Origin of the sequence: Thalassotalea euphylliae, assembly GCF_042682785.1 — a bacterium.
Classification (GTDB): Bacteria; Pseudomonadota; Gammaproteobacteria; order Enterobacterales; family Alteromonadaceae; genus Thalassotalea_F; species Thalassotalea_F euphylliae.
Genome location: NZ_JBHUIB010000012.1, coordinates 224,854 through 250,481, shown reverse-complemented (window position 1 = coordinate 250,481; position 25,628 = coordinate 224,854). Strand labels below are relative to the sequence as shown.

The window sequence follows — 25,628 nt, the reverse complement described above, 5'->3', positions numbered from 1 at the left end:
TATAGCCATTTTTCTAATAAGAACAAAGGCAAAAACGCATATGAAATCGTTAACATTAAGAGCATCATTACTTTCAACGGCAATCTTGTTGGGTTTAACCGCATGTGACGATGGTGATGACGGCGCTACAGGCGCACAAGGCGTCCAAGGAGCAGCAGGTCAAAATGGCCAGGACGGTAAAGACGCCACAACATCAATTACTGCTAAGCTGATTGCTCGCAGTGTATTAAATGCTGAATCGCCGGAAGGTGCTGCAGAAATCGTTCAATACCACAACGCCAGCGGCATGATTTACGCAATCAATAGCTCGGGCGATGAAGCGACCGTTGAGCTGCTACAACTAAGCGAAGCAAGTGCAAGCGCATTAACAGCTGACGGCGAAGGCGTTGTTACAAACACCAATATGCCTATCGCAATGACCTTATCACTCTCTGACAATACGCCAGGTGACGCGAATAGCATCAGTATTTCAGATGACTTAAACATGCTCGCTGTTGCTATGGCTTCAGATGATGTGGATGGCAATGGTTATATTGCTTTTTACGATATCAGCGGCGCTGCACCAGCCTTCATAAAAAATGTTGAAGTTGGTGTACTACCCGACATGGTAACTTTCACACCAGATAGCACGAAAGTAATTGTTGCCAATGAAGGCGAGCCTAGTGATGATTACGTTACAGATCCTGAAGGGTCTATCTCAATCATTAGTGTTACCGATGGTGTCGTTGCAGACACTGCCACCACGCTTAGCTTCACCGCGTTTAACGACCAAAAAGACGCATTGTCAGCACAAGGCGTGATGTTTCCTAACCCCTCTGGTCGCACAATTAGAGGTCAATTGATAAACACTACGGTTGCAATGGACTTAGAGCCTGAATATGTCACTGTAAACCATGACTCAACTGTGGCTTACGTAAGCTTACAAGAAAACAATGCGCTAGCTATCGTCGATCTTAACGCGATGGAAATTGTTGATGTTAAGGGCCTAGGCTTTAAAGATTGGGGCATGTACACACTTGATGCTTCAGATAAAGATTCAGGCTTAAATTTGCGTTCATACGACAATCTTTACGGTATGTACCAGCCAGACACGATTGCTTCTTTTACATGGAAAGACGCTACTTTCATCGTGACTGCAAACGAAGGTGATGGCCGTGAATACTTCTTTGATGTTGCTGACGAAGCTGAATGTACAGCCGCTGGCGGTATGGATTATGACGAAGATGATGGCTGTTTGTCCTACACGGATGAATCTCGTGCTGAAGACCTATCTCTAGATCCAACAGCCTTTGCAGGCGTTAACAATGACGATGATGATCTTGGCCGCTTAAAGGTCTCTGTTGAGCGCGGTGATACCGACAACGATGGCGATTACGATAAGCTATTTACATATGGCGCACGTTCTTTCTCTATCTGGGACGCAAATGGCAACTTAGTGTTTGATTCAGGCGACGAAATAGAGCGAATTACTGCTGCTATTTACGGTGAAGCTTTCAACAATGATGAAGACGTTAACGAAGGAGATACACGTTCTGACGCAAAAGGCCCGGAGCCAGAAGCACTGGCATTGGGCCAAGTTGGTGACAAGATGCTTGCTTTCGTCGGTTTAGAACGTATGGGCGGTATCATGGTATATGACATTACGAACCCATTTAACGTGAGCTTTGTTGATTACTTCAATAACCGCGGTGTTGTTGAAGATGCTGAGATAACGGGTGACCTTGCACCAGAGGGTATGAAGTTTATTCCAGCGACTGATACCGCTAATGCCATGTTAGTGGTTGGCAACGAAATTTCAGGTTCAGTTAGCGTTTGGGAAATTAGCGAAAACTAATCAAACCGAACCACCCTGTACTCGTAAAATCTGAGCGAGTACTTATAATCGAGTCATGTAGATATTTAGCATCACACCATGGCTCGATTTTTTTTCGCCTTAGATTTACCCAAAGAAACCAAGCAAGCACTTCAAACCGTGCAACTCGCTTGCGAACCTGCACTACCGAAGCCTACAAAGCTTACTAACCTTCACCTTACCCTTATTTTTTTAGGTAATGTAGAACCGAAGAAACTTTACAATCTCAGCGCTTACGCCAATCAATTACGCCAAGAAATCACGAGCACGGTACCGATTATCATTAATCATGCAGATGTGTTCAAGAAGCCTAAAGTCGTCTTTGCGGGTTTACATCAAGTGCCTCAGTGGTTGAATACTTGTCACCAACGATTGCTGAGGAAAGCTACAGGACTCGGTATAAACGTCGAAAATCAGCACTTTTATCCGCACATCACGCTCAGTAGAAAAGTAATAGAGCTTCCCGAATATCAGCGTTTCGATATCAAAAGTGCAATTGAATCATTCAGTTTGTACCGTTCTGACTCTACCCCTAATGGGGTCCATTATACGAGAGTTCAATTATTTAAATTCAACAACACCAACCAGATGTAATTAGTTGATTTTAAATATTTAATTAAACTTGCATGTTCTTGAAAATCTGCTTACTTGTTAATCAATGCGATGCTTGGTATCACTATACGCCCTGCAGCAACATGGACAAATATGTATGACGTCACGCCATCAACCGTATTATGACATTGTAAAAAAAGGCAATATTCTTTTTGTGGAGGTTAAGAGCCTATACGAGGGTGATATTGCAAAACAGTATCAGCAAGACATGGTTGATTTGACACATACAATGAACAAAGCGCCATGGGCATCACTTGTCACCTACCATGGAAGTGGAGTCTTTACGCCAGAAGCTGAAAAACATATTGTTGATATCACCAAGTTTCGCGTAAAGCATAACATGGTAGCAAACGCGACAGTATTCCTTGACAGTAAACAAGCAGATTTACAGCAGATGCAATTGAGGCGTATCTATGCAAGTTGCCGGTTGCCTTTCTATGTCTTTAGCGACACGCAAAGTGCCGAAAATTGGCTTAAGGACTTTTTAGAAAAACAACCGCAAGTGGTGTAGCTACATCAGACTTTCATTACTTCAAAATCATTTGGGCAATTGTATCAATCGATAAACCAGTTGCACCTGCTGCCCACATATCATTCGCTTTGCCGTGATAAGCCACTGGTGCTATATCAAAGTGCAACCAACCTTTGCCTTCATTCGGAACAAAACGGCTCAGGAAACCCGCTGCATTACTCGCGCCGCCAGGGCCACCGCCAGGAATAGGACGGCTATTCGCTGTGGTTGCGAATGCTGATGGGCACTTGTCTTGGTGCCATGTTTCAAGTGGCAACTGCCAAATCGGCTCATTGACACTTTTCGCTGTAGCGATGGCATTGTCTGCTGCCTCTTGATCAAGCGCGAATAAGGCAGTGTAGTCACCACCAGTTGCCCCAACAGCTGCGCCCGTCAATGTAGCTGCATCAATGATGAGTGGCGCTCCCGTTTCGCCAGCAGCCATTAAACCATCTGCTAGCACGATACGCCCCTCTGCATCGGTATTTGCCACTTCCATAGTCACACCATTTTTATAGGTAATGACATCGCCAAGCTTATAGGCAAAACTGCTCACCATATTTTCGGCGCAGCACAAGAACAATTTAACGCGTGTATTTAATCCTTGCTCTATAGCCAATGCCAGCGCGCCAGCAGCCACAGATGCACCGCCCATGTCACATTTCATATCGAACATACCTACGCTCGACTTCATAGAATACCCGCCGCTATCAAAGGTAATTCCTTTACCAACCAAGCAAGCCGTTACAGGTGCATTTTTATCACCAGTAGGGTTGTAATCGACTTCTAGTAAACAGGGGGGGTTTACACTGCCTTTGCCCACTTCATAGATACCCATCCAGCCTTGCTTAACCAACTCTTCCCCTAAAGTTACCGTTGTAGTGATTTTATCTTCAGCCAGTGAGCTCAAATAGTTAATCGTGTGTTCAGCAAGTTTACTCGGGTATAGCTCTGCCGGTGTCTGGTTAGTTAAATCACGGCTCCATGCAAATACAGCCAACTTTTTCGTTAACTGTTCATGATTGTCACCGGTAAACTCTACCCCTGTGAGGTTTCCCACTTTGGTAAACCCCAAAGCAAACGCCCATTGATTTTCGTCAGTCCAATTATCACCAGCCAACTTAACAGTTTTTACGCCCATACCATCAAGTTTACGACCAGCTTTTTGAATATCTCTCAGCGGAAATCGACTTTCAGGTTTGATAACGACATAAATATCGTCACCGGTAATCTGCACTAAGTTTTCTGATTGCCAATTTGACGTTGGCGCTTCAAACGTTAACTGAACTGTTGTTGCCATGTTTTGTACCTTTGATTGGAGCTATTATGTTGACCTTAGTATATCAGCGAAATATCACAATCTAAGTCCCGCCTTATAATTGGACCATTAACTATTGGCAACTCTGCCAAACACTTATCTCGATAATTTCCACACATTTTCTGCACATGATGGCCTGATTTACCAACGCAATTACTGTTATCATTGACCTTACACACTGTGATTAAGAAACCTGTTATGCCCATATTTGTTGATGCCGATGCCTGTCCTAATGTTATTAAAGACATACTCTGTAAAGCAGCGCACCAAAGAAAAGTAATGACGACTTTTGTCGCTAATCGCTATGTCAAAGTGGCCCCCTCACCTTTCATAAAATCAATTGTTGTAGAGGCAGGTTTTGATGTGGCCGACAACGAGATTGTCAGGCTTTCACAGGCAGGTGATTTAATTATCACCGCAGACATTCCACTAGCGTCTGAAGTGATTGATAAAGGCGCATTAGCGTTGAGTCCGCGCGGCGAATTATTTACCGCCAGCAATATAAAAGCGCGTTTAAACGTGCGCGACTTTATGGACACCATGCGCAGCAGTGGTATTCAAAGTGGCGGGCCTCCGCCACTGAATAACCAAGATAAACAACAGTTTGGCAATGAATTAGACAAGTGGATTACTAAGGCGCTAAGGACTTAACATTCAATTCCTGTTTGTCTAGTAAGTGCCTCATACCTGTACTATTGTCGATCATCCAAACTATGACTTAGCATCCACTCAAAGACACTTTGGTCATAAGGGTCATAGCGGGGGTCGTACTCGGCTTCCAAGCTACCGCCCGACATCAACGTTAAGTCGTAGACCGCATGGTGAATATGGTGTCTAGCTTTAGTCACAAGCGATAATTTAGGGATCACGCGCGGTTGACATGTATCAACAATCGCGTTGTAAGCTCTGATTGAATTAACAAATGGCGTAATTTCATCAGCGGTGCCGTGGAACAACCAAAATGGGACTTGTTCTACGTCACAAAAATCATCGGGTAGATTCTCGATTGGAGTCCCAAGTCCTGATGCGATCGGTACGACTGCAGCAATCTTCTCGGGGTAGTCGACCGCATAGGCCGAGCTAATAAAACCACCGCTGCTCCAGCCCGTCATGTACACACGTGAAGCGTCAATATCATACGAGTGAATAGCGTAGTCAACAAACGCATTTAAACGCTCGCGTAAAGTAACCCCTTCTACTTGCCCAACATGCGGAGCAATTACCACAAATGGTAATGAATTGTCCCACTGTCCGTCTTGAATCAGCTTGGGTATTCCATAGTTTTCTATAATGGCATCAAGGGATGTTATTGGATCCGTATCTTCGGTAAACTCCAAGTTTGCACCCGAACCATGAAAGTAGAATAGCAAAGGAGGTTTACTATCACCCGTCTCTCCGTAATTAGTTGGCAGATGTTCAAAGTAACCAAAATTTCCGTAGGTTGTGCCCAACGCACGCTTAGTTAAGCTGGTTGGCGAGCTACCAACTACTCTCACAATTCTTAATTGTTCAATAGCTGTATTACCATCGCTATCAGTTACACTATACCGAACGAGATAATCGCCAGTCATATCAGTGTCGACATTACCTGTGATAGTCACTTCACCAGAAATGTTGCCATCTTTATCATCAGAGGCAATTGCTCCTTCTTCTAAATAAAAATCACCAACAGGCAATACTATTGTGCGCTCACCTATTAACGAGATAGTCGGTCGTTCTGCATTTTCTGATAAGTCTGGAATTGGAGCGTCCCACCATACTGCAACAGGCTCAGGGCCTGTTACTAAACATGCATCTTCTGTTTTAAAACAAGGTGATGTATTGTCATCGTCACCACATCCCGACAAAACAATAGACACCAACCCTAACAATGAAAATTTGGCTGTTCGGGCCATACTCTGTTTTACATTTTTATAGGCCGTCTCAATATTGACCAATTTTAAATTAGTGCACTCAGTAAACATCTATACTCTCTTCTTACTTAATTGCTGCCAGCATTAACGTAGCAGGATCGCTATACCGACAGACAGCTAGCTGTGTTTAACGGAAGGTTATGTGTGACAAGCGGCAAACAAATCGTATTACCTTTAAACGCACAGGGTTCTAATTTATAGGTGAGTTCGTATAAAATCGCCTCAATTTATAGCAACTACTTCACTCAATGAAAACAACACTAAAAAAAGCGACATTGATTAAACGCTACAAGCGTTTTTTGGCAGATATCATTCTGGAAGACGGAAGTGAAACCACGTTGCATGTTGCTAATACGGGCGCTATGACAGGATGTGCTGAGCCAGGTGATTATGTGTGGTATAGCACCTCAAATAATCCAAAGCGTAAATATAAGTTCAGCTGGGAGCTGACCGAAACAAAAGAGAACGAACACTTTATTTGCGTCAACACAGCGCGAGCTAACCAGCTTGCAGAAGAAGCGATTCTCGCCGGAACTATAGCTGAGCTAACGGGTTATAAACATATTCAGCGAGAAGTAAAATACGGTGACGAAAACAGTAAGATTGACGTGTTCTTATCAGATGGTAAGCAGCCAAATGCTTTCGTCGAAGTGAAAAGTGTAACGCTGTTACAAGGCGGCCATGGCTATTTTCCTGATGCTGTCACGACTAGAGGACAAAAACACTTACGTGAGTTAACGACAATGGCTGAATCTGGCAATAGAGCTATTTTGCTCTTTGCAGTGCTGCACAGCGGTATCAACGAAGTCTCAGCTGCTGCGCATATAGATCCCAAATATGCTGATTTGCTCGACCAAGCGATTACATCGGGTGTTGAAGTACTCGCCTACAAAGCGGATATTTCGCCCGAAGGTATGCACTTGCGCCACCCTATTCCTTTTCTAGCTCCTTAGCTTACCGCCGGCCTTAAAAGCTCAGCCTACTTAAGCAAGTTGGCGGTATTCATCAGCAAAGACTTGCTCATACCAGGCAATAGCTTCAGTAATTTCGGATCTATATGTATGGTAAAGCCTGTTGTTCAGGGCATCTTGCGTCGACGTATCAAAGGAGATCCCTTTAGCTTTAGCATGTCTATTGTGAACACTATTGATTGCATTGCTGAGCGCAGGTTCGTCAAAAGCCAAATCAAAATGCCGTGTAACTTCACTCAGTGTGTCAAAGGTGTTATCAACTATTCCCTTATACGAAATGGTTAACACGTTGCTAACGCCAAGCATTGACTTAGCGCTGTCAAATAGCATTTTCTGCATGTGCAAAGTAAGCGCAATGGTTTTAGTGACTTGCAACATAATGCTTTGATGACTCTCATTGATGAGCATCGAAACCTCTTTAAAGTGCGGTAAGCAGCTAAGCAAATGTTCATTCAACCGATAAACAAATGCGATGCGCTCCCTACCACCTCTCAGTATTGCAATAAGAAAATCCTCCAGCGACATATCGATAAACACAGCGCTAAGTGAACCAGCCTGTGAGGCTAACTCAGGTAAAATGGTGTTTACCCAATTGCTGGGCTTGACGATTGCTTGTTGCTGCACTCTGAAAGATTTATTGGCTTGTCCCAATACCGTTTTAAAGACCCTTTCTTGTTTATACACATCTTTGAACACCAAACTTTGGTGCGCCTTTAGGTTTGCCAGTTCAGCCAGTATATGAGGCTCTTTATAGCAAATAATCTGTTGTTGATTGGACTCAAGTAACCGTGCAAGCAATGTTGAACCGCAAAATCCAACGTGAAAAATAAAGCGAGACCGAGCAGCCCATAAGTGATCGGTTACTTGCTGGTTGTGGAGGTACTGACCTGAGATTTGGAGTGACGATTTATGCTGATAAAAAGGCTCTCTGCCATCGAGAAATGCAGCTTCTCTGATTTTTCGTTCTGACGTTTCAATGAAATAATAACTATCAGTGCTTTCATCGAATTGATGTAAAAAAAGCGTTGGATTGGTAAAATCTACATGATCAATATTGTTGTTTTTATGTGGCGTTTCCATGCTCGTAATAATGTATTAGGAATATTCGATTCACATTAAACGAGATAAAAATGAGATTTTTCATGTGCATATGTAATCAGCTATGTCTAAATCACTAATTACTCATGAACGTTTACACTTAGCAGTGCTGTGACACAAAATGAAATGTTTTAATCTGATTGACATATTTTGCCGTTAAAAATCACTTTAAATAAATCAATAATCATTGACTAACCGTATTAAATCTTGCTAAAAGTGCTTGCTTGCAGACAAATGGTACAGGCTCAAGGTAAGTATCTAAATTGCTAACTTACTGATATTGTTACGTTACCCTTTTTTTTCTACGCTTTTCCTTGAAATTCATTTCCTGCATCACAATATAGCCCTTTTAAATATGGTTATGTATACGGTCTAAAGACCTCAAAAATTGGCAAAGAACTTAAATGGATATCCAAGTGAGTATATTGAGCTCCCCATTTAGGCAAGTAGCATTAGGAGATTCGCATGCCAGATAAACAAAAAGCATTGGGCATTCTAGCATTAGCTGGCGTAGAGCCTTATAAAGAAAAGCCTGGTGAAGAATACATGAACGCTGAGCAGCTTGATCATTTTAAAAAGATCTTGGAAGCTTGGCGCACACAACTTCGTGAAGAAGTTGATCGTACCGTAACACATATGCAAGACGAAGCAGCTAACTTCCCAGACCCGGTTGACCGTGCAGCGCAAGAAGAAGAATTCAGCTTAGAGCTTCGTACTCGCGACCGTGAGCGCAAACTAATCAAGAAAATCGAAAAAACACTTCAACTTATCGAAGAAGATGATTTCGGTTTCTGTAATTCTTGTGGGATCGAAATTGGCATTCGCCGTTTAGAGGCACGTCCAACAGCTGATCTTTGTATTGAATGTAAAACGTTGGCGGAAATCAAAGAACGTCAAATGGCTGGATAAGCACTCGCTTTCAGCAAAAATCAATGCAATTACCCTTTTCAGAGCGACCACATACTCAGTATCGTGGTCGCTTTGCTCCCTCCCCCTCTGGTTTACTTCATTTCGGTTCTTTAGTTACGGCGCTAGCCAGTTATCTCGATGCACGCGCGAATGATGGTGTGTGGTTAGTTCGGATAGAAGATATTGACCCTCCTCGCGAGCAAGCAGGCGCAGCGGATGAAATTCTGAGAACACTCGAAGACTATGGGATGTTCTGGGACGAAAAGGTCTTGTATCAAAGCGATCAGTCAGCACTTTACGAAGATGTTTTACAATACTTTGAACAACATCAGCTGAGCTATCGCTGCGAATGCACGCGAGCAATGATAAAAGCGAGTGGTGGCGTTTACGCAGGTACTTGTAAGCACAAACAATTAAAGAATACAGATACCAGCATTCGTCTTATTAATCAGTTTGGTTGTGCCCACTACAGCGACCTCATTCAAGGGGAAGTTACTTGTGACGTTAAACTTGCACAAGAAGACTTCATCATCAAGCGTAAAGATGGTCTGTATGCCTATCAACTCGCTGTTGTGATTGATGATATTTACCAAGGCATTACCCACATAGTCAGAGGCTGCGACTTGCTAGAACCTACAGCAAGACAGTTAACGCTATATAAAACTTATAATTGCCAGCCCCCGGTTTATGCGCACGTTCCGCTTGTAATAACACATGACGGTTTCAAGCTCAGTAAACAAAATAAGGCACCTGCAATTGACCGTTCTGCCCCTCAACAGAGTTTGTATGCAGCGCTTAGTTTTCTCGGACAGCAACCTCCTAAAATATTAGTAAAGCAAACGGTTGCAGAAATACTGTCATGGGCAATTAACCATTGGTCACTGGAAAAAATCCCTCAAACGGCTGAAATTGCATTGGATTTGAGTGGCAACCTGGACTAGAACTTTTATTCTAAAACCGCGGACTTTTCATTCTCTTTTCATGCCATCTAAGGTAAAATTGCCGCGATTTACTTAGCTCATTTAACGAACAGGGGTTGCCATTATCAAACGCGTTATCAAGCTGTGTAAGCAGCTATTGAAAAAAGACGCTGCTGAGCGCTCAAACACTTCAACAGATTTCCCAATTGTGATCCCTCGTGACCAACACTCGGTGTCACGCAAATACATCAGCGAAAATGCGCTTAAAGTGCTGTATAGATTACAGAAATCGGGATTTGATGCCTACCTTGTTGGTGGTGGTGTTCGCGATATGCTTTTAGGTATCAAGCCGAAAGATTTCGATATCGCAACCAATGCTACCCCTGAGCAAATTAAAAGCCTATTCCGCAATTGTCGTCTTATAGGTCGTCGCTTTAGACTGGCGCATATTGTTTTTGGTCGTGACATTATTGAAGTAGCGACGTTCCGAGGTCACCATGATAGTGCTTCTGACAAAGATAAATCATGCAAGAAAACCTCAAAGCAAAGCGAACACGGCATGCTTTTGCGTGACAATATTTACGGCTCAATTGATGAAGATGCTGAACGTCGAGACTTCACTATCAACGCGTTGTATTACAGTATTGCAGACTTCAATATTTATGATTTTGCCGATGGTGTGGAAGACATTAAACAACGCACAATTCGATTAATTGGCGACCCAGAAACACGTTACCGAGAAGACCCTGTGCGCATGCTTCGTGCTGTTAGGTTTGCCACAAAACTTGATATGACGATCAGTGAAGAAACAGCTTCACCGATATACGCGCTTTCTGACTTACTCGCAAACATTCCCCCTGCTCGTATGTTTGAAGAGTTCCTAAAATTGTTTATTTCGGGCAAAGCAGTTGCCAACTTCAATATGCTGCGCGAATTCAACTTATTTGAACATTTGTTCCCTATTGTTGAACAAGCATTGCAAGGTGAGCAGGCAGCCCAGCTTGAGCAATTTGTGGTACTTGCAATGAGTAACACAGACGAGCGTATTAACAATGACTTAAGGGTAACACCTGCATTTTTACTGGCGGCGTTTCTGTGGTATCCATTAAGCCAACGTATTGCTGCACTGCGCGATAGCACTCAACTGACACCGCAAGACGCATTCTTCGCCGCGCTAAACGAAGTGATGTCTGAGCAACAACGTAGTATTGCCGTGCCTAAACGTTTCCAAGCGCCAATGAAAGACATTTGGGTATTACAGGACAAACTTAATCGTCGCGAAGGTAAAAAAGCCTACAAAACACTTGAGCACCCTAAATTCCGTGCTGGATACGACTTCTTATTACTTCGTGGCGAGATTGAAGGTGGCGACACAGCACAATTAGCCAAGTGGTGGACAGAATTCCAAGAAGCATCACCTGAACTTCAACAAATGATGATAAAGGCGGTGCCTAATAGCAGAGGCAGTCGCCGTACCGTACGCAAGCGCCGTAAACCTAGAAAACCAAAAGCACCAGCGCAGTAATCATGACCATCGCATATATTGGCTTGGGCAGTAATCTTGAAGACCCTGCCCATCAAATTCAGCTAGCTGTTGATGCCATCGCTACAATCCCAGAGAGCAAAATAAACACAGTCTCATCGTTATTCTTCAGTCGCCCTATGGGACCGCAAGATCAACCTGATTATATGAATGCGGTAGTGGCATTGGAAACATCATTAGCACCACTTGCACTTTTAGACGCACTGCAAACTATCGAGAAAGACGCTGGCCGCGTGCGAAAAGGCGAGCGTTGGGGCCCAAGAATACTCGATCTCGATATCCTATTGTTCGGCGATGACATCATTAACAATGAACGCCTAATCGTGCCTCACTACGGCATGAAAGAACGTGAATTTGTATTGATCCCCCTGTTTGAAATAGCGCCCGATTTAACATTGCCAGACGACAGCAAGTTGTCGACACTTCGCAACAATATCAACGACAATGGCTTAAAAATTCATAGTAAGTTGCGCTACGCTTAGCATTATGACAAGCTAGCCCAGCAAAAATTATTGGACAATATCATGGCTAAAATCACCACAGCTAAACTACGAAAAATGAAAGAAAATGGCGAAAAAATCGCAACGATTACGGCCTATGACGCCAGTTTCGCCAAGTTATTCGATCAGGCCGGCATTCACGCTATTTTAATCGGTGATTCACTGGGAATGGTGTTACAAGGACAAGACGATACGCTACCTGTTTCGATCGATGATATGGCTTATCATACACGTTGTGTTAAGGCAGGCGTTGAAAACACGCTCATTATAAGTGATATGCCTTTCATGACCTATGCTACTACAGAGCAAACCTACGAAAACGCCACTAAGCTAATGCAAGCTGGTGCCAGTATGGTGAAAATGGAAGGCGGTCGCTGGTTAGCTGACACCATTAAAGGCCTTGTTGAACGTGGTATTCCTGTATGTGGGCACTTAGGCCTAACGCCACAATCAGTCAATGTTTTTGGTGGCTTTAAAGTCCAAGGCCGCGAAGCGGACCAAGCCAATGACATGATTGCGCAAGCAAAAGAATTAGAAGCAGCTGGTATCCAACTGCTGGTATTAGAGTGTGTGCCAGAATCACTAGGTAAAGCCATTACAGAAGCCGTCAATGTGCCAACGATTGGTATTGGCGCTGGTCGTGAAACTGACGGTCAAATCCTTGTTATGCATGACGCTTTAGGGATTTCTTGTAGCTACATGCCGAAGTTTTCACGTAACTTTCTAAAAGATACTGGTGATATCAAAAAGGCGGTAGAACTATACATTGATGAAGTTGCCAACGGGAATTTCCCCGGTGAAGACCATATTTTCCAGTAAGCGCGAGAGCAATAGGTAACGTTAAACATGCAAATTGTTAGTGATATTCACACGCTCAGAACACAAATTAAGGTATGGCAACAACAAGGGCTAACCATTGGCTTTGTACCTACGATGGGAAACCTGCACGACGGCCACCTTTCACTGGTTAAAGAAGCGAAACAGCGCGCAGATAAAGTTGTTGCCAGTATCTTTGTCAATCCAATGCAGTTTGGTGCAGGTGAAGACTTGGATGCTTATCCACGCACTATGGAAGCTGACCAACACAAGCTATCAACTGAAGGGACTGATCTGCTGTTTACACCAACACCGGATATTGTCTATCCGAAAGGTTTAGACAAACAAAGCTTCGTAGAAGTGCCGCAAGTTTCAGAAGGGTACTGTGGCGAGAGTCGCCCTGGGCATTTTCGTGGCGTCGCTACCGTCGTATGCAAGCTATTCAATATTGTTCAGCCAGATATCGCTTGTTTTGGATTAAAAGACTACCAACAAGTGCAGGTCATTCAAACCATGGTTGAAGACCTCAATATGCCAATCGAGATTGTCCCTGTTCCGACGATTCGTGAAGAAAGTGGTTTAGCCATGAGCTCGCGAAATGGCTATCTAACTAATGAAGAAAAGGCTATTGCGCCTGCTTTGTATCAAAATATGCAATGGTTAGCTGCACAAATACAGCACGATGATGACTTCATCGGCTTAACCAAACAGGCTGCAAATAAAATTAATGAAACAGGGATGACGGTTGACTATCTTCATGTCGTTCACGCACGGACACTGCAACCAGCCAGTGAAGACGATAAGAACCTGGTTATTCTCGCTGCTGCGCAGTGCGGAAAAGCAAGGTTAATAGATAATTTACAGGTCAGCATTAATCGCTAAATCACTGGATTCTTAATACTAAAAAGCCGCTAAATAAGCGGCTTTTTTATTGTCATTTGAACGAAGCGTTACGCCGAATTCAGCAAGACTTGCCCCATTAAGTCAGGTAAATATTGAATGCTCGTTTGTGCCAACTCTACTTGCTCTTCTAGAATATCAGCAAGAATCTCATGAGTTGTTAATGGGTTGGCAAGTACAACTCTAAATACCAACACCTTTTCACCGCCATATTTTTGCACTTCAATACGTGTACGCGAGACAAACGATTTACCTGATTCACGCTGTTTCTTCTGAATAAACTTGGTGAGTTTATCAATCAACTTATTAATTTTTTGATTGGTCGTGACATCAGCGCCTGCCATAAATTGCTGTACTTGCTTTGGCACGTATCGATAAGTTAACAGGCAAAGCTCAGGTTCTGTGACTAGTTCGAACTCTTCATGCGCACGAATTAAGTCAGCAAAATGCTTTGCTTTATCAATACCCTGATTGATGAGTAACTCATAACCGGGACGACTAATAATATGCAAGCTAGCGTAAACTAACATCGCCATACCTGGGCGCGAACCTTCTAGGGTATGACTACCTAAATCTTTTGACCCTTTACGCAGAATATATTCAGCGTGATGCTCAATAGCCGCAACAGAAGAAGGGTTCTTAAAAACAACTAAGCCAGCGCCCATAGGCACGTACATTTGCTTGTGTGCATCAATAGTCACTGAGTCAGCGCGCTCAATGCCTTTAAGTAAATCACGATATTTATTTGAAAGCAGTGTTGCGCCCCCCCATGCTGCATCTACATGGAAATGAGCATTATATTGCTGTGCAATATCCGCCATTTTATCAAGTGGGTCGACGTTACCTGTTTCTGTTGTACCAGCTACGCCAACAATACTGAGGATGCCTACGCCTTGCTGTTTTAACTCTTCGCATTTAGCAGCTAATGCATCGCAGTCAATGCGATTTTTATGATCTGTCGGGATAGCAATAACGCTTTCCTGTCCCAATCCAAGAACATCAGCGGACTTCTTCAGTGAGTAATGACCACGAGCCGACACCAAAATAGCCATACCTTTATAGCCATAATGGGTTAATGCGTTAAATAAACCTTCACGTGCTACGCCTTTGAAGTCACCATCTGCCTTAAGCATATTATTACGTGCAACCCAAAGTGCAGTAAGGTTCGCAATCGTGCCACCCGAGCAGAACGCACCAAGTGAGTGATTGGCGCTGTGCATCCATGACTGATAAAAGGAATCATCATCACCGTAGACAAGACGGTGCATCATACCGAGGACTTGACGCTCAAGCGGCGTAAAAGCTTTAGAAGTTTCGATTTTTACCAAGTTTTGGTTTAGGCCGACCATTAGCTTAGACAGCGGCAAAATAAAATAGGGAAGTGCCGATGTCATATGGCCAATGAAACTTGGGCTAGACGTATGTACTGAACGCGACACCAGCTTATCTAATAGGTGGTGCATATGGTCAGACACAAACGCAGGCTGCTCTGGAATAACAGCGCCAGCAAAATCCTTTTCTATGTCTGTAAGTGCTTGTTCCGTTGCAACGATATGGTTTCCTAAGAAGCCCGCTAAGTTTTCAGAGATCTCTTTCTCTATTAGACCTAGTGTAGAGTCTGGCGCTTCAGGAATGGTAAAAATACGGTGTAGAGTTTCTAAAGATGCCTCTGCCGCGCGTTTACTTGCCGTCATACGTTACCGTTATTTAAAGCTTTCAATGGTTAAAACGAATGCGGCAGTTTAATAAAATTCACAACAAATGTCTTGCTTCTTTATCGTTTTGTCATCTTTTACTGATACGAGCTTCTAAGTCATTAAAATAATGCTGGTTTGGCAAAGTGCAATCACAACAAATGCTTTCGTTAATACATTCTTTTTAATCGTCGTTGTCATAATGTTCTCCTTTTCAATGAACAACATTACAAGTATCAAACCAACTCTTTAACTCATTGTTTTTAAACAACTTAGAGGTATCGCCTCGTATGAACACATGGCACGATATAGCCAAAAAACACATATATTGGTGAAATTGGCTAGGTTATTCCTCTTCCCAGCCAAATACATCTTTAACTACCGACCATCGACGTGTTTTGGGTACTGCATTCTTACCCAGTATCCAATAATCGTATAACTGATCTACATATCCCGACGATAATTGTATCTCTAACCAGTTATTTAAAAACGTTAATAACGACAAATTACCTTGCGCAACGGCATACGCTGCAGGGAAAGACCTTATCTCATCGCGATTAAAAATCGCCGTGTAATCGGGATATAAAATAGTCCACGCTTTACCCGCTTCCAATGAAATAATTAAGCCATCCCATCGGTTGGTTCTATCTTCAAAAAACTCTTTATCAGACTTAATCACTTCCACTTCAATGTTGGGATACTTTTTCTTGATTTGCGGCACTATCGCATAAGTACCTACAGCAGCAAGTTTGATTGGCCCTGCCGCACGAATGTTTTCTTCTGACGAAAATTGCTCTGTACGGTGGTCTCTTACCACCAAGGAGTAATGCAGCTTTAAGACAGTTCGACTAAAACGGACTTGCTGGATCATATCCGTTGTCATCTGCAAGCCCGATATTGTGATGTCGAATTGACCATTATCGAGTGCAGCAACTGCGTTATCATCGGTATAAGGGACAAAGACTACATCCAAGCCCAGCTCACCGCCGAGCTTTTTCATCATATCAACATCAAAACCGACAAGTTTGTTATCAGCGTTAAAATAAGAAAACGGAACTTGTGTGGGTTTATAGCCAACTTTAATAACGCCGCTATGCTTGATTGTGGTGAATGAGCGAGGGGCAACTTTAGTGCCTAAATAAGCCTGATAGGTCACTTCAGCTTCTTCTGGTAACTCTACCGCTGTGCTCATCTCCTTGACCACTTCATCCATATGATATTCAGTGTTCACTATCGAATTTAAGAACCACGCTGAGAGCAGTAATACAACACCAAAAACGACCGGCGTAAACGCACTAAAGAGTACTAACTTACGCATATTTATTTTTGCGACACCGGCAAGCATTGCAGTGCCACCTACAGCAAGAATAAAGATATTCATTGCAGCAAGTAGTGAGGTGAAACGGCTGGTAAACAGGCTTGATACCATATACAGCTGGAATAAATCTGTCGGTAACTCCAACGAGTCAAGTAGCATAGGCACAGTGAGATAGACACTACCAAACAAACTGATTAAGCCATTTATCGCCATCGGAATGTAGGTTAAAAAGCTAGTCTCCGTACCTGCAAACCAGGCAGCAAAAAGTACAAAAACTATCGTCAATAACTTACCTAAATTGGGGAAGCTGAACACCACAGGAATAATAATATTAGGGTATTCTTTCGTTTTATCTTCACCAATATCGTATTTTTCAAATAGCTCTTTGGTGCGCTCAATCAATATCGGCAATACGATAAAAATATTACCGGCAGCAAACGCCGTTATCATCGCATCCTTCGCAATACCGGCGATATCTTTGTGCGAGAAAGGCGTCATCAACGCCAACATCCCCGGCAAAATCCAATACGTTAGCAATAACGTCATAATAATATGTGCAACAAAGTAAACTTGCAGCTTTTGGAACTCTTGTAAGTCCATCGTGCCAGCTGTTGCTGCTGTCATACAGAAAATACCAAGTGGCATCAGTTTCACAATGTATTGTGTCACTTTGTTAAACGCATCGCCGAGTAGTCGCATCGGCTGAAGTAAAACATCCTTATCCTTGATGGAAATTAACGATAAGCCCGTTGCAACACAAAACAGTACTATGGCTGGAATATAGCTGTTAGACATCGAGAAAAATGGATTGCTGGGAATATATAGGTCTAGCAGATTTACCGATTCAGGCGGTGTTAGTTCCGATAAGCTAAAGAACGCGCCGGCTTGCCAAGTAGGAAAGGTAAACTTGATAAAAAACATCGATAAAATACCAAGTACCCAGATAGCAAGCATTAACTTACCCACTTGAATACCGATAGATTTTGCTTGCTGTATAGTCAGGCCACCAAGGCTAGAGATCAGCGATACCATGATATAGGGAATAATGGTCATTTGCAGAAGCTTGATGAAGGCATCACCGATAAAGGACATCCATGCAAGCTTTTCACCGAAAAATAGCCCCGCCACTATACCGAAAGCAAACGACAGTAAAACCACCGTCGACATGCTTAGCTTTTTCTTCTCAGCCATAGAAAGCCTTTTATTTGTTGTTTTTATGAAGTTCGTAAGCGCGAATATAACACTCTTCGTATTCAGTCACTTGTCCGTATGTTGCAAAGTTATCAAGCGCACGTTCGCGTCCAGCGTTACCTAGTTTGGTTTGTAGCGCACTATCAGAAAAGATCTCATCAACACTGTCTGCCATGCCTTCAAGATCATCAAGCGGCCATAGGTAACCCGTTTCACCATGAGCGACTACCTCAGGAATGCCGTCAACATCACTGGCGACTACTGGCACCCCACAGCACATTGCTTCAAGTGACACCATACTAAACGACTCATTTGTGCTGGGTTGAATTACGCAGTCAGCAACACAAACATGACCCGCTACACTAACTATAGCACCAACAAAAATCACTTTATCGGCAATGCCTAGGTTAGCGGCTTGTTGCTGACGAGCTTCGCGTTCTGGGCCATCCCCAATCAACACCAACTTAGCTTTGTGTTTTTGACAGACCTTGGCAAACACTTCAAGTACCTTATCGGTATTCTTTAGCGGCCTGAAATTAGAGATGTGCATCAAAATCTTCTCATCAGGCTCGGCAAAAGATTTTCTTAACTCCGCGCATTTGTTGTCTGGCGTATAAACGTCTGAATCAATGAAGTTATAGAGCACTTGAATATCATGGCTCGTTGAGAAGTACTGTTCAACGTAGTGCTTTTGAAAGTTACTAACAGTCGTCACCAAGGTACTCTTTTCAATACTGAATTGATTGAGTGGGTAAAGCGGCTTATCTCGGCCCACAATGGTCACGTCAGTACCATGTATGGTGGTCACTATTGGAAAGTCGTGTTTTGCTATTTCTTGCGCTAAATAAGCGCTGAGCGAATGAGGAATTGAATAATGAGCATGAACCACATCCAGTTCATGTTTATCAGCCACTTCTACTATTTTTGCCGTGAGTGCAAACGTATAAAGCGTATCATCAAAAAGCGGGTACTCAATACCTTCCACCAAATGCATGGTGATATTGCCGAGCTCTTCCACCAATTTAAATGGCCTAGCTCGAGAGATAAAATGAACCTCATGCCCTTTCTTTGCTAGCCCTATGCCAAGTTCAGTTGCTACTAAACCTGAGCCCCCAACCGATGGATGACAAACAATTCCTATACGCATACTCTACTTCACAATAATCGAACAAAAATAATACGTTACGTTCGATTATTATACAGAGCTCATAAATATGCTAATGAATTTTTAACAGCCAGCACTTTTGACCGCTAGCGAAAAATTTTGCTTCAAATGGTGTTATAGGGGTTTGATCTTCAGTTAGCGAAATTTCAGTAATTTCACCATCTCGACCAGTCAGCTTTGCAGCAATGAGAAACTCTTCTAAATAAACTCGCCAATTACTGCGCAGCTCAATTTCATCACCAATACGAATGATCGAGGGGAACACTGCAGCGCCATGCCATCGCCGCTGTATGTGCTTGGCTTTAGGCCAAGGGTTTGGGTAAAGAATATTGTGCTTTGCAATTGGCCAATTCGCCTCGGCCACTAAGCGATAGAAATCGTTAAGATCAGCCCGCGCTAGAATAAAGTTGTCCACGCCTTGGATATCTTCAGGGAAGTGCTCTTCAACGTTTCGTTCAAGTCTATTGGCTGATTTATCAATACCAATAACCAAGGCCTCAGGGTTTTGCTTAGCGATAAGGCGAGTACTTTGCCCTACACCACAGCAGGCATCTAGAATAACTGGGCCTTGCCACGCGTTAACGCGCTCATTGATCGCGTCAAATACTGACTTTGTATGCGCTTGAATGGGCTTTTCAAAGGCGTGTGTTAAATGCTTTTGAACAATTTGTTCCAGCTTCTCATGCACACCATCTTGATTTGTGACAATAGCTTTCGAATCGCCCGTAATGTTTTGTTTCGTCATTAACTGCGTAGCCCAATACCTTTAGCGATGAGATACATTGCTGTTGCCCATAAGCCGACAATAAATACACCTAACACAGAGAACGCAACGGTTAAGCTCACGTCACTGACACCTAAAAAGCCATAACGGAAAGCATTAACCATGTAGACGATAGGGTTCAACTGCGACACCCCTTGCCAAAATCCAGGTAACAAGCTAATTGAATAGAACACACCGCCTAGGTAAGTCAGCGGTGTTAACACAAAAGTTGGAATAATCGAGATATCGTCAAAACTACCGGCAAACACTGCATTAATTAAGCCGCCCAGTGCAAAAACGGCCGAGGTCAGGATGACGGTGATAAGAATGATCGCTAAGTTATGAATCTGAATATCAGTAAAAAATAGCGCGATAATAGTAACAATGGCGCCAACCAATATACCGCGAGCCATTCCGCCACCGACATAGCCAGCGACGATCACCCAATTGGGCACGGGTGCGACTAGCATCTCTTCAACATTTCGTTGCCATTTTGCGCTAAAAAACGATGACGCGACGTTTGAATATGAGTTAGTAATGACACTCATCATGATCAAGCCAGGCACGATAAACGACATGTAATCAAAGCCGCCCATGTCACCAATTCGCGAGCCGATTAACGAGCCAAAAATCACAAAGTAAAGACTAATGGTGATTGCTGGTGGTACAAGCGTTTGTACCCAAATACGCATAAAGCGATGCACTTCTTTGTGCATAATACTTTTTAGGGCAATGAAATTAACTGAATTCGACATTAGTGCGTGCCCCCTGCTTTTTGTTCTTGCTCTGCTTCATCTTTCTTAGCAACGAGACGGACAAATAACTCTTCTAGACGATTACTTTTATTTCGCATACTCAACACCTGTACGCCTTGCTCTGATAGTTGCGCAAACACACCGTTTAAACATTGTGTTTTTTGTACATCAACTTCTAAAGTATGATCATCAAGTAGTCGATACTCAAACCCTTCCAAGCTAGGTTTTACGCTATTTGTAGGCAAGTCTAAGATAAAGGTTTCAATATCTAGTTGGCTGAGCAACTGTTTCATGCTGGTGTTTTCGACAATTTCACCAGCATCAATGATGGCAATATTGCGACACAACATTTCAGCTTCTTCGAGGTAATGCGTCGTCAAGATGATGGTAATACCTTGTTCTTGATTTAACTTGCGCAAAAAGTCCCACATAGAACGCCTAAGCTCAATATCAACACCGGCTGTGGGCTCATCAAGAATTAACACCTTCGGTTCATGCATTAACGCACGAGCAATCATCAAACGGCGCTTCATACCGCCAGACAACATACGCGCTGCATTGTCGCGTTTTTCCCATAAATCTAGCTGCTTTAAGTATTTTTCAGCACGTTGATGCGCTAGGTTACGATCAACACCGTAATAGCCCGCTTGATTCACCAATATACGAATCAGAGACTCAAACTGGTTGAAGTTGAATTCTTGTGGCACTAAGCCAATGTGGCTTTTTGCGGCTTCTAATTCTTTATCAATATCATGACCAAAGACGCTTACCTGCCCTGCCGTTTTGTTGACTAATGAGGTAATGACACCAATGGTGGTCGATTTACCCGCGCCATTAGGGCCAAGTAGAGCAAAAAAATCGCCTTGTTGAACGGAAAGATCAATACCTTTTAATGCTTGAAAGCCGCCTTTGTAGACTTTCTCTAAACCTTTGATTTCTAGCGCTACGGTCATGCAGAGAACCTTGTATGAAGTTGAAGTTTAAATATGGTGCCAAACTGTCACTTTTCAAGTGAAGAAATCGATGACTTTACATTGATTAGCAAGAAAAATTTACACTTGAGTCAAAAGGGAATAAAACATGAAAACTTGAGCCCTTTACGTATTTCCATTCACTACCTAGTATAAATTTCAAACAACAACAAGGAATACATATGGCTCATTTATCTCCATTACCAACAGATACCACACCAGAACTCGCGGAAGACTTTGCAATTTTCGAACAAATACTTGGTTTTGTGCCCAATAGTTTATTAACCATGCAGCGCAAACCTGAGTTTGTTAAAGGTTTTGGTGTATTAACCAAAGCCGTAATGAGCAGCGACAGTGAAGTCGATTTAGGCTTTAAACGATTAATCGCACACTTTTGCAGCCGAGCTGCGGGTTGTCAGTACTGTGAAGCGCATTCACTTATTGCCGCAGAGATTCACGGTGTTAGCCATGAGAAAGTGCAAGCAATATGGGAATATAAAACAAGCGACCTATATACTGATGCTGAACGCGTTGCCCTTGACTACGCATTGGCCGCAGGCTCTGTACCTAATGGGGTGACAGCCGAAATTATGGAAGAGATGAAGAAGTATTGGAGCGAAAACCAAATCGTTGAAATTCTTGGCGCTGTTTGTCTGTATGGATTTCTGAACCGTTGGAATGACTCAATGGCAACCGATTTAGAGGACAGCCCTAAAGCGATGGGAGAAGAAGTACTCTCTTCAGGAGGCTGGACAGGCGGTAAACACGTGTAGCTTTTCCTATTTATTTCGCGAAAGGGGTGGCACCTCCCAACCGTCATCCTTTTTGCACCCTCACTTCGCCAATAGACCGTATATCCAATAAAAAAGCCCGCTAACGCGAGCTTTTAATCCATGAGTACTTCGAGTAATTAAAATAAATTTTGCTGCAGAACACCTAGTCGACTTTGATCGACTAATCGCATTTTATTCACTTTGTATGGCGGTAAAACACCTGCTTTCGCCAATAAGTTGCGATCAAATTTAAGCTCGACAGTTTGCTCACCCGGTTGCAGATAATAAGCCGAACGACTCAACATCACATGTTTATACTGCCCTTGGCTATCTTGACCTGATACAACACCGCTAACTTCATATCTTCCTTCGCTTGCAATGTCGACACTAACCATTGCAGACAGACCACTAATATTGACGTCGCCAGTCATTCTCGCGGTTGGTTGTGTCACTGCAAACGCTAGTTTCGCATTTCGTTTCACCACTAACCCGTTGTCATTGGCCTGAGATGCTAAATGCAGCTCAAATAACGCGCCTGCCGTTTGGTTTGCTTCTAGCGTAGGTAGCGTAAGTTTGTATCGTCCATCAACTTTGGCAACATCAGCAGGAAGCATATTGCCTTGTGGTGTTTTCAGCATGACTTGTTGGCGATGAGACGCTAAAGCTTCGCCAGCACTATCCATCGACATGTCAAAATAAACACTCTCATTGGCTAAATACCCTTGTTTTGGGATTGATGCTTTCAATAAGTGTGAGGATGCTTTTTCTTTAATATTGATGATGTATTTATCACTAGCGTTAAGCGGCTGCGCCACTTTCAGCTGAAAAGTACCATTACCAATGTCTTTATTTAGCTGGACTGCGCTGCTGTTAGGAAAGATATTCGCCGTCGCAAACTGCTCTTGAGTGACCAATTGGGTAAACGGCGACGCGAGCTTCTCTTTACCTTTACTTAACTCAATCGCCTCTGGCGCTATCGCGATACTCGCGGGAGCAAGTCCACCTTTAACATGTTTACCACTAATGCGAATAAGTGAGCCTGCTGATGTTGTGTGCACAGGAATACCAATTTGCAATTGCTTACCAGACACTTCCATCCAATATTCATTACTCTCTGCTTTGTATGGTTTGCTGATAAAATCTATTGCCGATTGTGATGTTAATAACTGACTAAAATGCACCGGCGCTTGCTCTATCTGTCTTGCAGGCGCATCAATGGATACCAAGTCATAACCCGCTAGTTTCGATGTGTCAGCGGATACCTGGCTAGCAACTAGGCTGGCTATCGCAGTTAAGGTGTAGCTCGTTTTTTTAATAATATTCATAGCGCACTCCTTAAATGTCGTTTCTTAAAATAGTGTCGAGATTAAAACACTTACGACGAGATTGTTGATGACTTAATGGTTCCTTGCCTTTTGTTCTTTGCTTGTCAGTAAACCACACCGTGCCAGCCGCACTTTGAGAACTGCATTCCAAAAAGCCATCTGAGCAAGAGTTTAACCAATTTTGTGTTGTCTCTAATGCCACTTGGTTGAAGTAACCGCCACAGTAGCTATCACCGTCCCAAATTGCAGAGTCGACATCAGAGCCAATCACTGATTTAAACGTAGATGGAAGACTTGGTCGTCCACTTGTACCGTACAACCACGTATCGTTGTAGTAAGCCATCCAAGCCACTTGCTGCTGTTTTACTGCGTCAGAATCAAAACCTAGAATCCAACCGAGTGATGTCTCAAATACATTGCCTTGTGTCACAGCATCGGCCAAAGGCGTGCCACCACTTGAAGGCGCAAGCGCTATCACTTTATTAGTTGTTGAGACGATTTGTGGGTAACGGCTGTCATATGTTGGATTAGACAAAATCCATCTCACCACATTGCCGCCATTAGAATGTGTAATTAACGTTAACTCGCTAATATTCTTGCTGCTAATAAAACTATTTAGTTGACTAGCCAAACAGCCTGCTGCGGCTTCAACCCACATAAACTGGTCAAAGTCACAGTTGATGACTGTGTAGTTATTACTGTTTGGAAGACCTTGTCTTACAGAGTTAACAAATTCTCCCGTCCAATAGTCATTGAAAGCATCAGTTTGACTGCCTGTACCGTGTACGAAAGCTACCCCCTGGTTTGCGGATGCGACACTGCACAAGGTCAAAAAGCTGAATACTATGCTTGCTATTTTTTTATTCATAGTAGTTCCTGTTGTAGTTATATTTGACTTGTTGCAACACGTGAAAGAGGTCTAACCTCCAACCTGTGTCATGAGCATATATAGATGCAATAGTGGTCTATCGAACAGTACAAAAACGACGAGAATTCACAATTTTCAGACACGAAAATTGCACTGTATTAAGTAGTTACTCTAACTATGTGGAGAGCCAATAATATCAGCTACTGCTTGTTGAAAACTTATGGATAATCGTGTTTTAAACGTAACAGATGTAAGCTGAAAAATTCTTGCAACTGTCGTTTATTTTGTGGATTTTGAGATAACAAAAAACAAAAAAGCCCGCCGAAGCGAGCTTTTCATTGATAATTCAATATGAATTATTTACCTGCGCGAGATACATATTCTCCGCTACGCGTATCACATTTAACAACTTCGCCAATTTGAACGAAAAGAGGAACGCGAACTACCGCGCCTGTGCTAAGCGTAGCTGGCTTACCACCTGTGCCCGCTGTATCACCTTTAAGACCAGGGTCAGTCTCAGTAACTTCAAGTTCAACAAAGTTAGGCGGCGCTACTGAAATAGGGTTACCATTCCAGAATGTGATTGTACAAACATCACCTTCTACTAACCATTTTGCATTGTCGCCAATCGCCTTTTCGTCGGCAGCAACTTGCTCAAAAGTTTCATTATTCATAAAATGCCAGAATTCACCGTCGGCATATAAGTAGCCTAGTTCAGAATCCATAACATCAGCGCCTTCTACAGACTCACCTGATTTGAAGGTTTTCTCTAAAACTTTACCAGAGATAAGTTTACGGATTTTAACGCGGTTAAACGCTTGGCCCTTACCTGGCTTAACGATTTCGTTTTCTAGGATGTTACAAGGTTCGCCGTCGATCATTAATTTCAAACCGGCTTTGAATTGGTTAGTGCTAAAAGAAGCCATACATACTCGCTTAACT

At 43.0% G+C, this 25,628-nt stretch carries 24 protein-coding genes; 12 read left to right on the top strand and 12 right to left on the bottom strand.

The genetic code is table 11. The features are described from left to right. Positions 1 to 40 precede the first annotated feature (40 nt). The 3 genes from ACFSJY_RS15640 to ACFSJY_RS15630 all read left to right on the top strand — a co-directional run bounded on the left by ACFSJY_RS15640 (position 41) and on the right by ACFSJY_RS15630 (position 2,975). Positions 41 to 1,834, top strand: a complete 1,794-nt coding sequence (locus tag ACFSJY_RS15640; protein ID WP_386036311.1) for a choice-of-anchor I family protein — start codon at positions 41 to 43, stop codon at positions 1,832 to 1,834. Positions 1,835 to 1,912: 78 nt separating this feature from the next. Continuing rightward, positions 1,913 to 2,446, top strand: a complete 534-nt coding sequence (thpR, locus tag ACFSJY_RS15635; RefSeq protein WP_386036308.1) for an RNA 2',3'-cyclic phosphodiesterase — start codon at positions 1,913 to 1,915, stop codon at positions 2,444 to 2,446. 115 nt (positions 2,447 to 2,561) lie between these two features. Then, entirely contained in the window at positions 2,562 to 2,975 is a 414-nt protein-coding gene (locus tag ACFSJY_RS15630) for a hypothetical protein (protein ID WP_386036305.1), read from the top strand. Between the two features lie 16 nt (positions 2,976 to 2,991). Here ACFSJY_RS15630 and pepB read toward each other — a convergent pair whose 3' ends face one another. Continuing rightward, positions 2,992 to 4,275: an aminopeptidase PepB gene (gene pepB / locus ACFSJY_RS15625; RefSeq protein ID WP_386036302.1), complete on the bottom strand. Its 1,284-nt coding sequence runs from the start codon at positions 4,273 to 4,275 to the stop codon at positions 2,992 to 2,994. 216 nt (positions 4,276 to 4,491) lie between these two features. Between pepB and ACFSJY_RS15620 the strand changes: the two genes are divergently transcribed. Further along, entirely contained in the window at positions 4,492 to 4,944 is a 453-nt protein-coding gene (locus ACFSJY_RS15620) for a YaiI/YqxD family protein (protein ID WP_386036299.1), read from the top strand. 41 nt (positions 4,945 to 4,985) lie between these two features. On the opposite strand, the gene ACFSJY_RS15615 is transcribed toward ACFSJY_RS15620, so the two are convergent. Further along, positions 4,986 to 6,257, bottom strand: coding sequence for an immunoglobulin-like domain-containing protein (locus ACFSJY_RS15615; RefSeq protein ID WP_386036296.1), 1,272 nt, complete (start codon positions 6,255 to 6,257; stop codon positions 4,986 to 4,988). A 197-nt stretch (positions 6,258 to 6,454) separates the two neighbouring features. Here ACFSJY_RS15615 and sfsA point away from each other — a divergent pair, with 197 nt between their 5' ends. Continuing rightward, entirely contained in the window at positions 6,455 to 7,159 is a 705-nt protein-coding gene (gene sfsA, locus ACFSJY_RS15610; RefSeq protein ID WP_386036293.1) for a DNA/RNA nuclease SfsA, read from the top strand. 30 nt (positions 7,160 to 7,189) lie between these two features. Here the strand turns inward: sfsA and ACFSJY_RS15605 are convergent, their stop codons facing one another. After that, positions 7,190 to 8,257 (bottom strand): hypothetical protein, encoded by a 1,068-nt coding sequence (locus ACFSJY_RS15605; RefSeq protein ID WP_386036290.1) that lies wholly within the window; start codon positions 8,255 to 8,257, stop codon positions 7,190 to 7,192. A gap of 483 nt (positions 8,258 to 8,740) precedes the next feature. On the opposite strand from ACFSJY_RS15605, the gene dksA reads away from it, so the two are divergent. From dksA to panC, 6 genes are all read left to right on the top strand, one after another. After that, the gene (gene dksA, locus ACFSJY_RS15600; RefSeq protein ID WP_386036287.1) at positions 8,741 to 9,184 is read left to right on the top strand and encodes an RNA polymerase-binding protein DksA; all 444 of its coding nucleotides are present in this window, start codon (positions 8,741 to 8,743) and stop codon (positions 9,182 to 9,184) included. Between the two features lie 23 nt (positions 9,185 to 9,207). Further along, a complete protein-coding gene (gene gluQRS, locus ACFSJY_RS15595) occupies positions 9,208 to 10,125 on the top strand; it encodes a tRNA glutamyl-Q(34) synthetase GluQRS (protein WP_386036284.1) in 918 nt (305 codons plus the stop codon). A gap of 136 nt (positions 10,126 to 10,261) precedes the next feature. Beyond that, positions 10,262 to 11,629, top strand: coding sequence for a polynucleotide adenylyltransferase PcnB (pcnB, locus tag ACFSJY_RS15590; protein ID WP_386036281.1), 1,368 nt, complete (start codon positions 10,262 to 10,264; stop codon positions 11,627 to 11,629). A gap of 2 nt (positions 11,630 to 11,631) precedes the next feature. Further along, complete coding sequence (gene folK, locus ACFSJY_RS15585; protein WP_386036278.1) at positions 11,632 to 12,129, top strand: 2-amino-4-hydroxy-6-hydroxymethyldihydropteridine diphosphokinase; 498 nt, start codon at positions 11,632 to 11,634, stop codon at positions 12,127 to 12,129. A 42-nt stretch (positions 12,130 to 12,171) separates the two neighbouring features. After that, positions 12,172 to 12,966: a 3-methyl-2-oxobutanoate hydroxymethyltransferase gene (gene panB, locus ACFSJY_RS15580; RefSeq protein ID WP_386036275.1), complete on the top strand. Its 795-nt coding sequence runs from the start codon at positions 12,172 to 12,174 to the stop codon at positions 12,964 to 12,966. Positions 12,967 to 12,993: 27 nt separating this feature from the next. Further along, a complete protein-coding gene (gene panC, locus ACFSJY_RS15575; protein ID WP_386036272.1) occupies positions 12,994 to 13,845 on the top strand; it encodes a pantoate--beta-alanine ligase in 852 nt (283 codons plus the stop codon). 68 nt (positions 13,846 to 13,913) lie between these two features. Here the strand turns inward: panC and panP are convergent, their stop codons facing one another. The 6 genes from panP to ACFSJY_RS15545 form a co-directional block, all read right to left on the bottom strand. Then, positions 13,914 to 15,557, bottom strand: a complete 1,644-nt coding sequence (gene panP, locus ACFSJY_RS15570; RefSeq protein WP_386036269.1) for a pyridoxal-dependent aspartate 1-decarboxylase PanP — start codon at positions 15,555 to 15,557, stop codon at positions 13,914 to 13,916. A gap of 346 nt (positions 15,558 to 15,903) precedes the next feature. Beyond that, positions 15,904 to 18,066 carry a cation:dicarboxylate symporter family transporter gene (locus ACFSJY_RS15565; protein WP_386036266.1) on the bottom strand — a complete coding sequence of 721 codons (2,163 nt, stop codon included), beginning with the start codon at positions 18,064 to 18,066 and terminating at the stop codon, positions 15,904 to 15,906. A 10-nt stretch (positions 18,067 to 18,076) separates the two neighbouring features. Continuing rightward, complete coding sequence (gene bshA, locus ACFSJY_RS15560) at positions 18,077 to 19,213, bottom strand: N-acetyl-alpha-D-glucosaminyl L-malate synthase BshA (RefSeq protein ID WP_386036263.1); 1,137 nt, start codon at positions 19,211 to 19,213, stop codon at positions 18,077 to 18,079. 70 nt (positions 19,214 to 19,283) lie between these two features. Beyond that, complete coding sequence (gene trmB / locus ACFSJY_RS15555; protein WP_386036260.1) at positions 19,284 to 19,976, bottom strand: tRNA (guanine(46)-N(7))-methyltransferase TrmB; 693 nt, start codon at positions 19,974 to 19,976, stop codon at positions 19,284 to 19,286. Further along, positions 19,976 to 20,749 (bottom strand): ABC transporter permease, encoded by a 774-nt coding sequence (locus ACFSJY_RS15550; protein WP_386036257.1) that lies wholly within the window; start codon positions 20,747 to 20,749, stop codon positions 19,976 to 19,978. Before ACFSJY_RS15550 ends, trmB begins: the two co-directional genes overlap by 1 nt. Then, the gene (locus tag ACFSJY_RS15545; protein WP_386036254.1) at positions 20,749 to 21,702 is read right to left on the bottom strand and encodes an ABC transporter ATP-binding protein; all 954 of its coding nucleotides are present in this window, start codon (positions 21,700 to 21,702) and stop codon (positions 20,749 to 20,751) included. Before ACFSJY_RS15545 ends, ACFSJY_RS15550 begins: the two co-directional genes overlap by 1 nt. A gap of 200 nt (positions 21,703 to 21,902) precedes the next feature. Between ACFSJY_RS15545 and ACFSJY_RS15540 the strand changes: the two genes are divergently transcribed. Further along, positions 21,903 to 22,493 (top strand): carboxymuconolactone decarboxylase family protein, encoded by a 591-nt coding sequence (locus ACFSJY_RS15540; protein WP_386036251.1) that lies wholly within the window; start codon positions 21,903 to 21,905, stop codon positions 22,491 to 22,493. A 137-nt stretch (positions 22,494 to 22,630) separates the two neighbouring features. Here the strand turns inward: ACFSJY_RS15540 and ACFSJY_RS15535 are convergent, their stop codons facing one another. From ACFSJY_RS15535 to efp, 3 genes are all read right to left on the bottom strand, one after another. Continuing rightward, positions 22,631 to 23,818: a DUF4785 domain-containing protein gene (locus tag ACFSJY_RS15535; RefSeq protein ID WP_386036248.1), complete on the bottom strand. Its 1,188-nt coding sequence runs from the start codon at positions 23,816 to 23,818 to the stop codon at positions 22,631 to 22,633. A gap of 10 nt (positions 23,819 to 23,828) precedes the next feature. After that, entirely contained in the window at positions 23,829 to 24,686 is an 858-nt protein-coding gene (locus tag ACFSJY_RS15530; RefSeq protein ID WP_386036245.1) for an esterase/lipase family protein, read from the bottom strand. 356 nt (positions 24,687 to 25,042) lie between these two features. After that, entirely contained in the window at positions 25,043 to 25,612 is a 570-nt protein-coding gene (gene efp / locus ACFSJY_RS15525) for an elongation factor P (protein ID WP_386036242.1), read from the bottom strand. Between the last annotated feature and the right edge of the window lie 16 nt (positions 25,613 to 25,628).

Coding starts and splice junctions, on each gene's coding strand:
- folK (WP_386036278.1), top strand. CDS start 11,632: ATGACCATCGCATATATTGGCTTGGGCAGTAATCTTGAAGACCCTGCC.
- trmB (WP_386036260.1), bottom strand. CDS start 19,976: ATGACGAAACAAAACATTACGGGCGATTCGAAAGCTATTGTCACAAAT.
- ACFSJY_RS15605 (WP_386036290.1), bottom strand. CDS start 8,257: ATGGAAACGCCACATAAAAACAACAATATTGATCATGTAGATTTTACC.
- ACFSJY_RS15530 (WP_386036245.1), bottom strand. CDS start 24,686: ATGAATAAAAAAATAGCAAGCATAGTATTCAGCTTTTTGACCTTGTGC.
- ACFSJY_RS15540 (WP_386036251.1), top strand. CDS start 21,903: ATGGCTCATTTATCTCCATTACCAACAGATACCACACCAGAACTCGCG.
- ACFSJY_RS15545 (WP_386036254.1), bottom strand. CDS start 21,702: ATGACCGTAGCGCTAGAAATCAAAGGTTTAGAGAAAGTCTACAAAGGC.
- ACFSJY_RS15640 (WP_386036311.1), top strand. CDS start 41: ATGAAATCGTTAACATTAAGAGCATCATTACTTTCAACGGCAATCTTG.
- ACFSJY_RS15535 (WP_386036248.1), bottom strand. CDS start 23,818: ATGAATATTATTAAAAAAACGAGCTACACCTTAACTGCGATAGCCAGC.
- thpR (WP_386036308.1), top strand. CDS start 1,913: ATGGCTCGATTTTTTTTCGCCTTAGATTTACCCAAAGAAACCAAGCAA.
- panB (WP_386036275.1), top strand. CDS start 12,172: ATGGCTAAAATCACCACAGCTAAACTACGAAAAATGAAAGAAAATGGC.
- pepB (WP_386036302.1), bottom strand. CDS start 4,275: ATGGCAACAACAGTTCAGTTAACGTTTGAAGCGCCAACGTCAAATTGG.
- ACFSJY_RS15630 (WP_386036305.1), top strand. CDS start 2,562: ATGACGTCACGCCATCAACCGTATTATGACATTGTAAAAAAAGGCAAT.
- efp (WP_386036242.1), bottom strand. CDS start 25,612: ATGGCTTCTTTTAGCACTAACCAATTCAAAGCCGGTTTGAAATTAATG.
- dksA (WP_386036287.1), top strand. CDS start 8,741: ATGCCAGATAAACAAAAAGCATTGGGCATTCTAGCATTAGCTGGCGTA.
- panC (WP_386036272.1), top strand. CDS start 12,994: ATGCAAATTGTTAGTGATATTCACACGCTCAGAACACAAATTAAGGTA.
- sfsA (WP_386036293.1), top strand. CDS start 6,455: ATGAAAACAACACTAAAAAAAGCGACATTGATTAAACGCTACAAGCGT.
- ACFSJY_RS15565 (WP_386036266.1), bottom strand. CDS start 18,066: ATGGCTGAGAAGAAAAAGCTAAGCATGTCGACGGTGGTTTTACTGTCG.
- gluQRS (WP_386036284.1), top strand. CDS start 9,208: ATGCAATTACCCTTTTCAGAGCGACCACATACTCAGTATCGTGGTCGC.
- bshA (WP_386036263.1), bottom strand. CDS start 19,213: ATGCGTATAGGAATTGTTTGTCATCCATCGGTTGGGGGCTCAGGTTTA.
- panP (WP_386036269.1), bottom strand. CDS start 15,557: ATGACGGCAAGTAAACGCGCGGCAGAGGCATCTTTAGAAACTCTACAC.
- ACFSJY_RS15615 (WP_386036296.1), bottom strand. CDS start 6,257: ATGTTTACTGAGTGCACTAATTTAAAATTGGTCAATATTGAGACGGCC.
- ACFSJY_RS15550 (WP_386036257.1), bottom strand. CDS start 20,749: ATGTCGAATTCAGTTAATTTCATTGCCCTAAAAAGTATTATGCACAAA.
- ACFSJY_RS15620 (WP_386036299.1), top strand. CDS start 4,492: ATGCCCATATTTGTTGATGCCGATGCCTGTCCTAATGTTATTAAAGAC.